Source organism: Bacteroidales bacterium, from assembly GCA_013141385.1.
Taxonomy (GTDB): domain Bacteria; phylum Bacteroidota; class Bacteroidia; order Bacteroidales; family Tenuifilaceae; genus UBA8529.
Genome location: JABFRB010000015.1, coordinates 1 through 14487 on the forward strand (window position 1 = coordinate 1; position 14487 = coordinate 14487).

The window sequence follows — 14487 nt, forward strand, 5'->3', positions numbered from 1 at the left end:
AAACATCGAGGAGGCTTGGACTTCGCCTATCGCTCATTGGGGCTTAATTCTTAATCAGTATTTGATTATCTTTGAAAATAGGTGTAGACAATAAAAAATCTGTTTACACAATCTTCTTTACACTCTCCAGTTTTGTAAACAATATCTTCATATATCTATAAAAATTATTCAGCTGATATAATAAATCCTAGAAACGATACATCATATATTCAACTCGATATATTAAGTACTCAAAACGTCTTTATAAATTATCAAAACGACACACAAAACCTTCTTCTTGTCAAACTAAATTAACGAAATGCTTCCCTAAACTATCAACTTGAGGTATCATACTATTAACTTGAGTCACTAAATTAACGAAATGCCATACTAAATGAACAACATGTCATATTAAATTAATAAAATGCTATACTAAACGGACAACATGTCACATTAAATTAATAAAACGCTACACTAAATGGTCAACATGTCATATCAAACTAATTAAATGCGTAATTAAATGGATAACATGTCATATTAAATCAATAAAACGTCTCATTAAATATATAACATGTTATATTAAAATATCAAAACGATACATAATATTACCTTCTTGTCGAACTAAATTAATGGAATGCTTTATTAAATAGATCAAACCCAAAATATAAATTATATATACTATCGCAATTTGCGATATGGGTACATGTAAGAGTTCCGAATTTTGAGAAAGTTCGGAACTCTTTAGTTTGAAACCCAAACGGATGGAATGATAAAAAGTGATATCCTATTCAAAAGAATGCTCGTCCTTTTATAGCAACGTAGTTGCGAAATATTGGTAGGGCAAAATCACAAAATCCATTTAAGCTCCGTAGGAGCGAAATATAAATCAACGTATATGCCGTTCCTACGGAGCTTGAAATTTAACATTATTTATTCTCTACCAATATTTTGTTCCTACGGAACTTTTATAAAATCAAAAAGTTTGAATATTCATCACTCCTCCCGATAGGTTTAATATTTTCCAAAGAAAAAATATCAAACTACAATCAAACCTACTATCGCAATTTGCGATAATAGGTAATTGTAATATCTCCGATTTAAAAAAATGCTTAAATGATTTGCACCACCAATAGGAAAAACCTTATCTCCCTTTTCCTTTACAACATTAGTAGCAAAAACGGTAAATTGCATACTATGTAACCTTATTACCTTATTTGGCGGGTTTAATTTATATTTCTATCCCATAATAAGGTAATAAGGTTGAATCGTTGTTGTTTGTTTTCTACTAAGGTTGTTCGAAAAAAGATAAGGTTTTTTAATTGATTGGTTTGGCGTTAACCCCGTCAGGGTTTTGAACCCTGACGGGGTTTGTACTCTCACCAGACGCTTCCAGGTCTTTTAGACTCTGGAAGGTCTTGCACCTTGGAAAACCCAGTAGAGTTCGAAGAACCTGCTGGCGTTTGGTTGACAAAAGCAAAAGGATTAGCTGAAGGCAAGTATTCTAGATTCTTCGCTTCGCTCAGAATGACAAAGGATTCATATTACAATTCATCATTATTAAGGAAGGGGGTTGAAGTTTCCAAAACACACTGTTTCTTGTCATGCTGAACGGAGTGAAGCATCTAAGATCCTTCGCTGCGCTCAGGATAATAATAGGTATGTTTCTTTATAGTAAAATCAAAGCACAAGATTACTAACTTCAAATCACCCTATTTTTAACCCACCAAATTATCCCACCCACAAATTACTATCATCCCACCTATTTTTTTAACTTTGGGGAAGTTGTAATCATTTTAATACTTCTCTATGGATAATAAACTTTCTGCTGGTTGGAGGAAACTTCTTGAGGGTTTCCCGTGGTTTGAGGGTGAGGGTAATTTTCCATTACCTGCTTATTCAGAGTTTATGCCGCCTCCAAGGGTGGGATGTAGTCCGTACGGAGAGGTTGACTCATCAACTTTTAGGAGTAAAGATGAGTATGGTTGGTATATCCCTGAACTGGAGGAGGAGCTTGAGCTCAAGCCCGGGCTAGAGCATATCTCAAAGCAGATAATGCACTACATCGAAAAGTTGGGAAAGGGAATCACAGAATATCATATATCTGGGCACGGCAAACAAAATCTTATCGATAATCCTTACTGGCCTCCAGAGCTTGCAGAACAAGCTGGTAAATTGGAGCATGAACGGTTTGTTGCGTTTCTAAGCCTTGCACTCTCCCGCACACAGGACGATAAGGGGCGTGTTCGTTGGACACTTTTTGGGGGTAGCGAGCAAGGGCCTGAAAATACTTTCTGGAAAAGTTTCTACACCTCTCCCACCAATGAAATAGCAGAAAAGGAGTCATTATCATTTATTGCCAGCATTCTTAAGGATGCATATAGTGAAATTGTTGATGATTGGGCAATGCTAAAAAACGCAGGTTTTAGAATACTTCCAAGCGATTCATCAACCCCACTACCAAAGTGGACTGGGGATTTTATAGTAAACAACCAATCATCTTATGACGAGGTTCGTTATCTGCTAACATTCCTTCCATTCTCAAATCTTCCTGATGCTGTTAAACAGCTCTATTTCTCTGGGAGGTTAGCCCTTCTGCCATTTCCCGGGAGCCTAGTATTCTGGGGTATGCCTACATATCGCAATTTGCGATATGAGCTTCCAATGGCAATGCAAATTCCATTGCTTAAATTGGTGTCGAGGCATAGCGGGCATGGTGGGCTGCGTGTACCCCAATCGGGATGGCTGCATGAACCTCGCCCAGGGAATCATAACGATATCCAGCACGATTTGGTAAATAACACCTACCATCGTACGCATCGCTGGCAACGTGTTCATGTACATGAGGATGAACTCCTATCCCACCCTCGAGTGGCAAATCTCAATAAAGTACTTTTTAGCACTGAGCTGGATTCAATGGGTTTGTACGATAAGCCAATGGTAAAGAATTGCCAGATTTGGACTCGGGATTTCAAACTACTTATCGATGGACCAAAAGCAAACGCACACGCAATAGCTAAAGCAGAAATCACGCTTGGAAAAGGAGGGCTTTTCGGCTACCGATTTATATTTCCAGCAATGCGTGTTGGAAAACATGAGGTTTACTGGCATCGTCCAGTGGTTGCTTACAATTTGCAGGAAACTGGCGAAACCAAAATTCTTTCGGAATCACTGCTGGGTTACATGGTTGCCTACGATACTAATTCGACCGATATAGCCAACCCCATTGAACTATGGCCTAGGTTACTGCGGAGGAAAACACACCTAACGGCAATTCATGATATCAACTGTAAACACGATCATTACCACCACCAAACGGCTTTTAATATTATCAACCTACTTGATCATTCCGAAAAACTTGATTGTAAGCCCCTTCCCTACGATTTTGCACGACATCTAATTAGATACGGTAAACATGCATCGTTGGATCAATGGATAGCAGATCTTCCAAATCATGCTAAAGACCCTGAAACTGGGAAATTCCTAAAAGACGCGGTTGAAAAGGTGATTGAGCCTGTGGTCAAAGCACGGGCACTTCCGTACGCATTAACCTACGAACAAACCGCTAAACGGGAGTTTGAGGAGGCTTGGTGGATCGATATCTACTACCTTGCTCATGGAAAATTTATTAATAAAGATAATGCCGATTGCATTCACGATGAGGTTACTATAAAGCAATCACCTCATCATCACAGGGATTTGGAACAATTGGGTGATTATCTAATTTCGCGCCATCGCGAAGCGATTCGTAAAGAGGGCATGGAGGGCAAGGCATTCTGCGGAGAGCTGCCATTCGGTTGGAAAACCGATTTTGCTTTTGATGTTTTCGGAGGATGGAAGCGAAACCACGAAGGGCATACCTACGAAAGGAATATCCTTGTGGTTATCCCGGGAAAAAATCGCAAGGAGGCCGTTGTTATGGGCGACCATTACGATACTGCCTATATGGAGGATATTTACGATAAAGATCGAGGTGGTACTGGTGCAAGAATTTCAGCAAATGGTGCAGACGATAACTATTCGGCTACATCTACTCTACTTCAAGCGGCATCAATATTTCTGAAGATGTCGAAGCAAAATAAGTTGGAAAGGGATATTTGGCTGATTCATCTTACTGGTGAGGAGTTCCCATCCGATTGTATGGGAGCACGCAACTTTTGCAAAGCGATAATTGAAAAGACGTTGAAACTCCATCTTGATAAGGATAATACAATCGACCTGTCGGAAACTAAGATTGTGGGTGCTTTTGTAATGGATATGATTGGTCATAATAGGGATAACGCTAAAGATATCTTCCAGATATCGCCGGGTAAAAGTTTACAATCGCTTAAAATTGCCCAGCAAGCGCATATCGCCAATATGATTTGGAATGTTAGCACCCACGATTGGAACAGGAATCCTCAAAGGCTAAACTCAACAAGGGGAAAACGCTCCACCGATGACAAAACCATGCCCGAAATTGCACGGCATCTGCCGCTAAACGGCGAAGTGCGAACCAAGTTCGATCCATTCAGTTCCATCTACAACACCGATGGGCAGATATTTTCGGATCTTGGTTTGCCCATAGTCCTCTTTATGGAGAATTACGATTTGCATCGTACCGGCTACCACGATACTAAGGACACAATGGATAATATCGATTTGGATTACGGTGCTGCGCTAGCCGCAATCTGCATTGAAACAGTGGCAAGGGTAGCTGTTAATGAGTAGATTCAAGTTACTAGTCACTAGTTGCTAGTTTTGTGACTTACAATATTTAACTTTGGTCGTAACCATGAAGTTTTGCATCAATCATGATATCATGCAAATAAAAAGATATCAGCAACAAGCATCTAGTAACTTGAACTATTTTTATACCCATGAAGAAACTAATTATATCCCTAGCACTTTTAGCAATTACTTCAACTGCAATTTGCCAAACTAAGCAAAATATTCAGGCCTGTATTAAAGGGTACAATCTAACCGATACCATTCAAATTGACGATTTGATAAGAATAGGCGAGCTATCACTTAATACTAAAGAATACTCAATTGTTGGTTTTGGTTTAGTATTTATGGGTGGCGTATTCCTTACAGAATTTAAAAGCAATTCCAACAAGCTAACCGATGAGATGAGGAGCGCACTTACCGGTTTAAAAGGGAAGAACATGAGGGTAATAAAGATTTGTTTTGAGAATATCACTATAGTCACCCCTTCCGATAACAGAAGGAATATCGGTGCATTGATATATAGACTTAAAATAAAATAGTTACAGAAATCAACCCCCATATTATTGGTTATAAAATTCATAACTACCGTTCTAAAGAAATTTGGAGATTAACCAATGGACTAGATAATAGTTATATCTCTCAAAAATTGAATAGCCACTCAGTAACTACAATCCCCCATTTTGAAATGATTTCTTCCATAATTGAAGTGAAATTCACCGAAATTGAGTTGACTTTTGGCTGAATTGAAAAAACATAAGGTAGAATATAGAAGAATTCCCTATTTTACATTCCCTCTCTCTGTCTTTTTGAGTATATGTATCTAACCACATTAAAGATATATAGGTAAGTAGTTGGGAAGGTGTGATGGTTTATCGTAAACTTTTAAGATCAAATCCTCATTTGACTGTAAATAACTTTGGTTAGCTTTGAGATAAAGATTACAAAAGATACTTTTGTATACGTAATATTACAGTTGGAGGATAAATGAAACTAAAAATTACTTTTCAGGTTGCGCTATTTTCACTAACGCTTTTAAGTCTGCAATTAGCTGCTCAAGATAGTACTGATACTTGGCCAAATTGGCGTGGATCAAATGTTGATGGTGTTTCGCCGAATGGAACACCACCAACGGAATGGAGTGAAACAAAAAACATTAAATGGAAAACGCCAATTCCAGGTAAAGGTATTGGAACGCCTGTGGTTTGGGGAAACCAAATTTTTATTACTACAGCTATTGAACTTGATAAAAAAGCAACAGAAGAGGCAATTAAAAGGCTAAAAAAAACGAGCCCTACTTTTGTAAAGTTATTCGGTATGTCAGGGACAATTGAGAATTTTTTACAATTTGTAGTTTACTCAATTAATCGAAGTAATGGTGAAATTATTTGGAAAAAAGTTGTGCGTGAACAATACCCTCATGAAGGCATAAATAATAATGGCAGTTGGGCATCAGCATCATGCGCAACCGATGGGGAACATGTGATTGCATTTTTAGGTTCGTATGGAATTTATTGTTTTAACATGGATGGAAACTTGATTTGGGAAAAAGATTTTGGCGATATGCAAATTGAAAACGCTTTTGGCGAAGGAACATCACCAGTTCTTTATAAAGACAAATTAATCATTGTTTGGGATCATGAGGGACAATCAAAAATATATGTTTTAAATAAAAAAACAGGTGAAGAAATCTGGCAAAAGAATCGGGATGAAAAAACAACATGGGCAACTCCTATAGTTGTTGAATTTGAAGGTAAAGCACAAATAATAGTACCTAGCAACAATAAATCGATAGGATATGATCTCGAGACCGGTGATGTAATTTGGAAAATCAATGGATTAAGGGAGGATATAATTCCTTGTCCTGTATTTGATGGAGAAAGAGCCTTTTTAATGACTAAACTAGGTATTCAGGCAATTAACTTAGAAGTTGCAAAAGATAATTTAGAACATTCAAATGCTGTTATCTGGACTAAAGATAAAAACTCATCCTATGTTCCCTCTCCTTTATTAAAGAATGAAAAACTATATTATCTAAAGGGAAGCTGCGCACAATTAAGTTGTGTTGATGCCAAAAATGGAGAAATCTATTATGCCGCTTTAAAACTAGAAGGATTGGCTGGTGTATATGCCTCACCAGTTTGGGCAAATGGGAATATTTATATAATTGACAGACGGGGAACATGCTCAGTAATTAAAGATGGAGCTGAGTTTAAAGTCATTGCCAAAAATAAACTTGACGATAATTTTGACGCATCTCCAGCAATTGTGGGGAATGAACTGCTACTAAGAGGATTTAAAAGTTTATATTGTATTTCTAAATAACGATAGTTCTTTCGATTTAATGACATCTCCAGACCCCAATAAAACATAGCTAATTGTTGATAATGGGAATAAATCGCTGTTATCAACATACCCCTTGTTCTACAAGATATACAGCGGATTAGCAACAGTTTGGCTTGACCAGTGGGATAGCAATGCGGCTCCGAAAATTATTAGGACACATGGCATCAAATATTATGGGTAATTAAAAAATTCTCTTCGCAGAGAAAAATAAATGTATATGGGGTTCTAATTTTTTTGAAAAATTAGAACCCTTTTAAAACAATAAAGGGCTTAAGATTTGAACTAAATGTAATTATCAAAATTTTTCGTTCAGCAAAAAGTTATGAGTTGGATTTAAAATATATTAGTTCTTTTATAAATGATAATTTTATTATTCTTTAGTACACACAAACAATCATATTAGATTATTTACGTATGAAATCAAAATTGAACTTTAGCTGGATTTATTGGCTTACATTTTCTGTTGTTATTTTCGTTACATCGTGCAAAAACAATGGGTTTCCAAAATTGATATTAAAAGAAGGGTTCAAAGGAAAGATTGATTTAAAAAATGTGCAATTAGCAGGGCCTTTTTTATACGACAGTTCAAAAACAAATGAAATAAATTCTATAGAGGAGAACAATTTGGAATGTTTTGGTTTAAGGGAGGACAGTTTAAGTGAAAAGGATTTTCTTAAAATTAGCTATGAGTCCGCAACAAATAAAAAATTTCTTCATCAAAACTTTAAAAATATATCGTTTAATGTTACCTCTGATAATATTGATTTTCTAGATTTGATTGGGAAAACTGGTATAGTGGGGAAAGAAAGTAATTTTTACCTTGCATGTAACATTAAAAGCGATAACGAGCAAAAAATTATTTTACTTGCCAGCACATGCTTTGGAATAAAAATCTGGTTAAATAACCGCTTGATACAAAAGGAGACAGGAAAAATCTCATTCCCCAAAGGGTTTGACTACTTTATGACACTGCCTCTTAAAAAAGGTAAAAATTTTTTAATGATAAAAACAAATCGTGGAATAAATCATATATGCTGGAGATTGATATGTAAATTTTCCGATATCCAAACGGCAAAAGAGGAATATGGAATAAATTGTTTTACAGATTTCATTGTTAACCCCATTGTACAAAATCAAGATACGTTGAATACATATGTTGGGGGATATATGGCAGGAAAAACCATTAAGGTTTATATTTCTGATAAAATTAACAATCACAAAATATATGACAGCATAAACGTTACAGCAGATGCGGTTGGCTATTGCCAAATTCCTGTTAACTCTTTAAAAGATGATTTTTATAAATGTTCTTTTATATCGCCGCCTGATACATTCAAAGAAATGTTTTATCATGGGGATATATTAAAGTTAAATGATTCGTTTAAAGCAGAGATTGAAGCTTTGAAAATACTTAACAAACAAGATAAGGCAAGTCTTGATGGAGCAATGGAAAGACTTGACTATTTATTGCATAAAGAATATCTAATTAAATCGAGGAGTGAAATAAAATTTAATGATAAAAACGTGATGATAACTGCATTTTCTATACGAAACATATTGGAAAATGCAAAGAAGGACGAAAGCAAACTATATAAAAATGCCCGGGAAACATATTTAAGGGCATACCTATCAAAAATAGATGGACAATATCAATATTACATGTTTCATGTTTCAGATAAAGTACTGGCACAAAAAAATATTCCACTGGTTATTGTACTGCCCTTTTCTCATAACCCGTTAAGCCCAATGTTGAAAAGCTGGTATCTTTCTAATATAGATCAAATTGAATGGGAAAAACAACTTGCAGATAATACAGGTTTTGCCCTTTTATGGCCTTATCTCAGGGGCAATTCATCTTCTAGTCCCATTAGCACAACTGATTTTTTCGAAGCCTTTGAAGATGTTAAACAAAATTATAATATTGATCCTGACAGGGTGTTTTTAATGGGAGATTGTGCCGGTGCGACCAGAGTGCTTATGCTGGCAAGCAGATATCCCGACATGTTTGCAGGCTTATCTTTATTTCAAGCCGTGACAAAATCTCAATTTGACGCCTACAATATTCCAATCAATTTTGTAGGCAACCTTTTCAATATACCAATCTATGTTTACCACAGTACTAAAGATGATGTTATCTCTGTAAGTAATTCAGATGATTTTGTTAATTTGGCAGAAAGTTATGGATTTAAACCGCTATATAACAGAAATGAAAAAGAGTCCCATTACAATTTGCCTAAAAACTGCCACTATCCAATATTTCAATTTTTTAAAAACAAACACAGGAACCAATGTCCTGACACCATTTATTACACAACCTATGAACAAAAGTATAACAAAGCATATTGGATCAGGTTAGATCAATTTATACAGCAAGGTAAAGCAGAAGTTACAGCAATATATGATAATAATAAAAACAGCATTCAAGTTAAAACAGTAAATATTTCTGAATATACTATTTTCCCGAAAAATCTTAAGAGTGATAAAAGCAAACCCATACTCATCTATACAAATGGCAAGGTAAGTTATAAAGGTTTAATCTGCGACAGTATTTGTATCAATTTAGGCCAGAAAAAACCGTTGAACAACCAGAAAAACAAATACATTGAAGGGCCCATTAATCACTTTTTTGCGGATAAGTTCGCATATATTCAACCAGACAATGACACGTCTATTTCCGGTATGATTTCGAGGGATTGGGGCCAACAGGCTTTCTTCAACCTGAATACAATAAAGGAAAATAAATATAATGAGTCTTTTAACGATTGTAATATCATACTTTTTGACAACCAATATAAGAACCCTAAAATATGCGATCTTATCTCCCGATTACCTATAAAGTATGATAAATCAAACTTAATATTCAGGAATGAGGAGATAAAAGAGAAAAATCTTTCTTTTTGTTTCATATACCCCAACCCGTTTAATACAAAAAAATATGTTTTATACATGGGTGCCAATCGAGCAGAAGATTTCCGATTGTATGGAAAAAATTTTGTAATCATTGGCAATTATGATTACGTGATATGGAATAAAAAAGGTTACGAGATTAAAAAAGGATTTTTTGATTTAAACTGGCAGTAATAAATTGAAATTATCATATATCCCAATGGCTATATGAATGTTCGTTTCTTATTAGTATTAAGTAAAAAGTGCTTGATTTTTCTCTTTTTTCAACTTTAAATAACTTTTACTATATTTACAATCAGAGTACACAAACCCGCTAGCACTTAGCATATTTTGTCAAAACGAACATTATTCCGATAAATAAAATGAAGAAAGTCTCAATATCTTGCAACCTTATTCTGTTTGGGTTTTACTTTTAAAACAATAGTTTCCAAACATTCAAATGAACAGATAAAAATGAAAAAAGTAACTGGAATTGGCGGTATTTTTTTTAAGTGTAAAGATCCTAACAAAATGAAGGAATGATATAATACTCATCTAGGTTTGAATACTGACCAGTACGGGACAACTTTTGAATGACAACAAGGAGCAGATACAACAAAGAAAGGGTTTACCCAATGGAGCCTTTTTGCCGAAAAAACAAAGCGTTTTGAACCATCAACTCTATAGTTTATGATAAACTATAGAGTTGAAAACATTGAAATACTTGTTGAAGAGCCAAAGAAAGAAGGTGTAACAATAGTTAACGTATGAGTATGGAGAATTCGTTCATATAATGGATATTGAGGGTAATAAAATAGAACTATGAACCCTAGTGTATGGCAAAATTGTTGGCGGGGTAACCAAATAGTTAAAAAACTTCGTGAAAAAATAATTACTTCATTAACTTGCAGTTAATTTGGGTATAACCTTTAAAAAAAACATTAAATTATTTAGAAATGATTCTGCCGATTGTATCATACGGACAAAGTGTTCTTAGAAAAAAATGTGAAGAGATAGACCAAAACCACCCAAACCTGAACAACCTCATAGAGGATATGTGGGAAACGTTATACCCTGCTGATGGTAGTGGGCTTGCTGCACCACAGGTCGGTCATCTGATAAAACTATTTATCGTTGATAGTAAGGAGGTATTTGATAGAATGGACACGGAGGAAAGAGCTGAACTTTTTGCAGGAGACGAAGGTATTAAGGAAACATTTATAAATGCAAGAATTATTAAGTATTCTGATGACTTATGGATTGAGAATGAAGGATGCCTGAGCATCCCAACCTTATCTGAGGAAGTAGAAAGATCATGGGCAATTGAAATTGAATATTTCAATAAGGATTTTCAGAAACAGACAAAAATTTATTCAGGAACTACAGCAAGGATAATTCAGCACGAATACGACCATACTGAGGGTAAATTATATATAGATTATGTAAATCCATTAAAAAAAAAATTGATTAATAGCAAACTGATTAAGATTTCTAAAGGAGAGATAAAAACCAAGTATAAAATGAAATAAAGAAGATCTAAAAACTGAATTTCTATAAAGAATAAGCATAGTACACAACATTTGTAAGTTCTCACAAACCTACACTCAAATCAACGATTTGCAAAATATTTATAATTTCCCTACCACATTTACTTTAATTGGTTGCTTTTTACAAATTGAATTAAATAAATAGTCTACCTTCGGAGTACAAAATCAATATAAAGTATTGAGCAATTTATAACATAAATAAATGAAAAAAACTGCTATTTTATTGATAGTGACATTATTGTCAGCAAACGTTTTTTCTCAAAGTGAAGAATTCGTTTATACAAACTCACCATATGGATACAATGTTGAGATTAAATTTCCAACTAAACCAATTCTTAGTGGGAATGTAAATTCTCTTTCCGACCCCCCAGTTGCAACGTTAAATCTTCAAGTAGAAGGGGGTTTAAATTATCAGATATTAATTCAGAAAAAAGTTGCTCTCTTGAATTGGGTAAATACTTTTAAAAGACTTGGTGGAGTAGTTAAAAGCAAATATGAAATAGGCAGACTAAAGGTAACGGAAATGGAGATTCAACGTCAAGGTGTTTGCTATAAGTATAAAATAGTCTTATATGGCGATGCCTACATTCTGGCATACGTCTCTAGCCAGTCATATGCTCAGGATAAAGACGTGTTTCCATTTTTTAATTCCCTAAAGGTGAATGGGCAATTAGTTCAAAATCCCAATACTGACAATAGTAAATTTAAAACCTATGCCATTAATTATTCCTCTAAGGCTAAAACCGATACAATTACAAAAATTGTATACGTTAATTCCAACTCAAAAAGTAGTTATCAATATGAAAAGTTATCGAATGTAGATAAAAATATACCCAAAAGCACTACATCAAACCCTTACCGTTTCGCTTTAGTTATAGGCAATGAGGATTATAGTTCTCATCAGGTAGATTTAAAGAGCGAAAGCAATGTTGATTATGCAAGAAATGATGCTTCGGCATTTAAAGATTACTGTATAAATACTCTAGGCATACCAGAGAAGAATATTACCTTTTTACTTGATGCTACTGTTGGGCAGATTAATCAGGGCATTGATAAGCTTAAACTACTTTCAAAAGCGTGTAATGGAAAATCCCAATTAATTGTATTTTATGCTGGACATGGGCTCCCTGATGAAAATACGAAAGAACCCTATTTAATCCCCGTTGATGTGAATGGTGCAAATGTTACATCAGGAATTAAATTACAGGATTTATACTCAAGTCTCACAATGTTTCCATCGGAGCGCATCACGGTTTATTTAGATGCATGTTTTACGGGAGGGGGCAGAAATGCTGGTTTAATTGCAAGTCGTGGTGTAAAGGTTAAACCGAAAGAGGGTGTCCTTGCTGGAAATATCGTTGTATTCTCATCAAGTAGTGGAGAGCAATCATCACTTCCCTTTGCTGATGAAAAGCATGGTATGTTCACCTATTATTTACTAAAAAAACTACAAGAGACTGAAGGGGATGTAACCTACTCAGAACTATTTGAATCCTTAAATGAAAAAATATCCATTGAAAGTTTACTTGTAAACTCCAAAGAGCAAAACCCTGTAATTAATACCAGCCAAGATGTGGCTGAAACATGGAAGCAGTGGAGATTAAAATAATATGAGTTTGCAACAAATAAAAGATGGCGACACAACTAAAGAATTGACAATTACAAAGTTTTTACTAACTTACGGGTTAAAGTTGGAAATTTGCCATCCTAAACTATATCGCAAAATTTAAAAAGCTATATAAAGCAGATATTAACCACTAACAAAGTACAATAATGGAAAATTCAACATTTTTTCTGACGTATCTACTCACATTCATGTTCTGCGTAGCAGTAACGGTTGGTCTAATCTATTTAGTTAACAAAGGACTTAAACGATTCTTTAAAGTATATAGTAATGATATTGATATCGCAAGGTTTTTTGTTAAGTTAACTAACATTATTATAATACTTGGAGGTGTTGGCGCCGCCTTAAAAAACACTTACAATGTAGGTGAAAAGTCTAACTGGCTAACACTTATATGGGATTCCGCAGCACAAATTCAGGAATCATTAGGTCGTCTGTTTACAACATTAATAGTTTTGGCTATAACATTTTTTATTCTTCACATTGTTGCTAGATTGATTAAAAAATGAAACACCCATGTAATTGAGATTACATATACACCAATGAACAGAATATGGGTGTTCCATACGCTCAGTACTGAGTCTTAAAATTATAACCGTAACTTATTAATTATTAATGAACTAAAAACATGTACGTATGAAAAGTTGGACAGAATTTCATATTGCTATTGTTTATTTTGCGGGACTATTCATTGCGCTTACTTCAAGTGTTCTAATTGTTTTATATCTACGACCATTTAAGTTTGTTATTAATAAATTAACCGAAAAATTTGATGCACTCTGGAGTGGTGGTTTTATTTCAACAATTATAATTGCTGGGTTATTGGGCTCAATGGCTGTATCTTTCAGAGACTGTGAAGGGAAATATGACTATCTACTTAAATCGGAAAATGCAACCATTTCTAAAGGACTGGAACAAGTTTCAAGTTCCTTTACCTATGTGGCATTAGTTTTAGGGCTCTGGTTAATTATCATTTTGATTTTATCGCTAGTCAGAAATAAAAGTAAAATGCCGATTAATTAACTAGATATTCAATTTGTTACAGTTAGTTATTGAGCCAAAGCAAGCATTCTAAAGTTGTAATCCATTAAATAAAATGAATAGTTTGTTAGCTGATCGACATTAAAGATTTTGCTAATTTAGCAACCACTTTTTAACTATAACAAATGAAACAATATCTTTTACTAGCACTCTTCTTTGTAATAACCGTCACATCTTATTCGCAAAATTTAACCGATGAAGAAACCAAATTATATAATCTCATCATGGAATATTGGAAAGCGAATGGGCTTCCCAACATTCCAATTTCTCCATCGCTTACTATTGTTGCCCAAACACATGTTAAGGATTTACAAAATAATCATCCCGATAATGAACCCTGCAATATGCATAGCTAGTCTG

The 14487-nt window shown here is 34.7% G+C and carries 9 protein-coding genes and 1 pseudogene; all 10 read left to right on the forward strand.

Annotation, left to right across the window (positions count from 1 at the left end; genetic code table 11):
* Positions 1-1785 precede the first annotated feature (1785 nt).
* The 10 genes and pseudogenes from HOO91_08130 to HOO91_08175 all read left to right on the forward strand — a co-directional run bounded on the left by HOO91_08130 (position 1786) and on the right by HOO91_08175 (position 14483).
* On the forward strand, positions 1786-4686 hold the full coding sequence (locus HOO91_08130) for a M28 family peptidase (GenBank protein ID NOU17511.1): 2901 nt from the start codon (positions 1786-1788) through the stop codon (positions 4684-4686).
* A 149-nt stretch (positions 4687-4835) separates the two neighbouring features.
* The gene (locus HOO91_08135) at positions 4836-5225 is read left to right on the forward strand and encodes a hypothetical protein (protein ID NOU17512.1); all 390 of its coding nucleotides are present in this window, start codon (positions 4836-4838) and stop codon (positions 5223-5225) included.
* Positions 5226-5670: 445 nt separating this feature from the next.
* Positions 5671-7008, forward strand: a complete 1338-nt coding sequence (locus HOO91_08140; GenBank protein NOU17513.1) for a PQQ-binding-like beta-propeller repeat protein — start codon at positions 5671-5673, stop codon at positions 7006-7008.
* Between the two features lie 435 nt (positions 7009-7443).
* The gene (locus tag HOO91_08145; protein NOU17514.1) at positions 7444-10110 is read left to right on the forward strand and encodes a hypothetical protein; all 2667 of its coding nucleotides are present in this window, start codon (positions 7444-7446) and stop codon (positions 10108-10110) included.
* A gap of 279 nt (positions 10111-10389) precedes the next feature.
* Positions 10390-10741, forward strand: a pseudogene (locus HOO91_08150) (VOC family protein).
* Positions 10742-10871: 130 nt separating this feature from the next.
* The gene (gene def / locus HOO91_08155) at positions 10872-11444 is read left to right on the forward strand and encodes a peptide deformylase (protein ID NOU17515.1); all 573 of its coding nucleotides are present in this window, start codon (positions 10872-10874) and stop codon (positions 11442-11444) included.
* Between the two features lie 220 nt (positions 11445-11664).
* Entirely contained in the window at positions 11665-13071 is a 1407-nt protein-coding gene (locus tag HOO91_08160; GenBank protein NOU17516.1) for a caspase family protein, read from the forward strand.
* A gap of 164 nt (positions 13072-13235) precedes the next feature.
* Positions 13236-13595: a hypothetical protein gene (locus HOO91_08165; protein ID NOU17517.1), complete on the forward strand. Its 360-nt coding sequence runs from the start codon at positions 13236-13238 to the stop codon at positions 13593-13595.
* A 127-nt stretch (positions 13596-13722) separates the two neighbouring features.
* On the forward strand, positions 13723-14109 hold the full coding sequence (locus tag HOO91_08170) for a hypothetical protein (protein ID NOU17518.1): 387 nt from the start codon (positions 13723-13725) through the stop codon (positions 14107-14109).
* A 143-nt stretch (positions 14110-14252) separates the two neighbouring features.
* Positions 14253-14483: a hypothetical protein gene (locus tag HOO91_08175; GenBank protein NOU17519.1), complete on the forward strand. Its 231-nt coding sequence runs from the start codon at positions 14253-14255 to the stop codon at positions 14481-14483.
* Positions 14484-14487 lie beyond the last annotated feature (4 nt).

Excerpts from the sequence above, each read along its gene's own strand:
- HOO91_08130 (NOU17511.1), top strand. The coding sequence starts at position 1,786 with ATGGATAATAAACTTTCTGCTGGTTGGAGGAAACTTCTTGAGGGTTTC.
- HOO91_08135 (NOU17512.1), top strand. The coding sequence starts at position 4,836 with ATGAAGAAACTAATTATATCCCTAGCACTTTTAGCAATTACTTCAACT.
- HOO91_08140 (NOU17513.1), top strand. The coding sequence starts at position 5,671 with ATGAAACTAAAAATTACTTTTCAGGTTGCGCTATTTTCACTAACGCTT.
- HOO91_08145 (NOU17514.1), top strand. The coding sequence starts at position 7,444 with ATGAAATCAAAATTGAACTTTAGCTGGATTTATTGGCTTACATTTTCT.
- def (NOU17515.1), top strand. The coding sequence starts at position 10,872 with ATGATTCTGCCGATTGTATCATACGGACAAAGTGTTCTTAGAAAAAAA.
- HOO91_08160 (NOU17516.1), top strand. The coding sequence starts at position 11,665 with ATGAAAAAAACTGCTATTTTATTGATAGTGACATTATTGTCAGCAAAC.
- HOO91_08165 (NOU17517.1), top strand. The coding sequence starts at position 13,236 with ATGGAAAATTCAACATTTTTTCTGACGTATCTACTCACATTCATGTTC.
- HOO91_08170 (NOU17518.1), top strand. The coding sequence starts at position 13,723 with ATGAAAAGTTGGACAGAATTTCATATTGCTATTGTTTATTTTGCGGGA.
- HOO91_08175 (NOU17519.1), top strand. The coding sequence starts at position 14,253 with ATGAAACAATATCTTTTACTAGCACTCTTCTTTGTAATAACCGTCACA.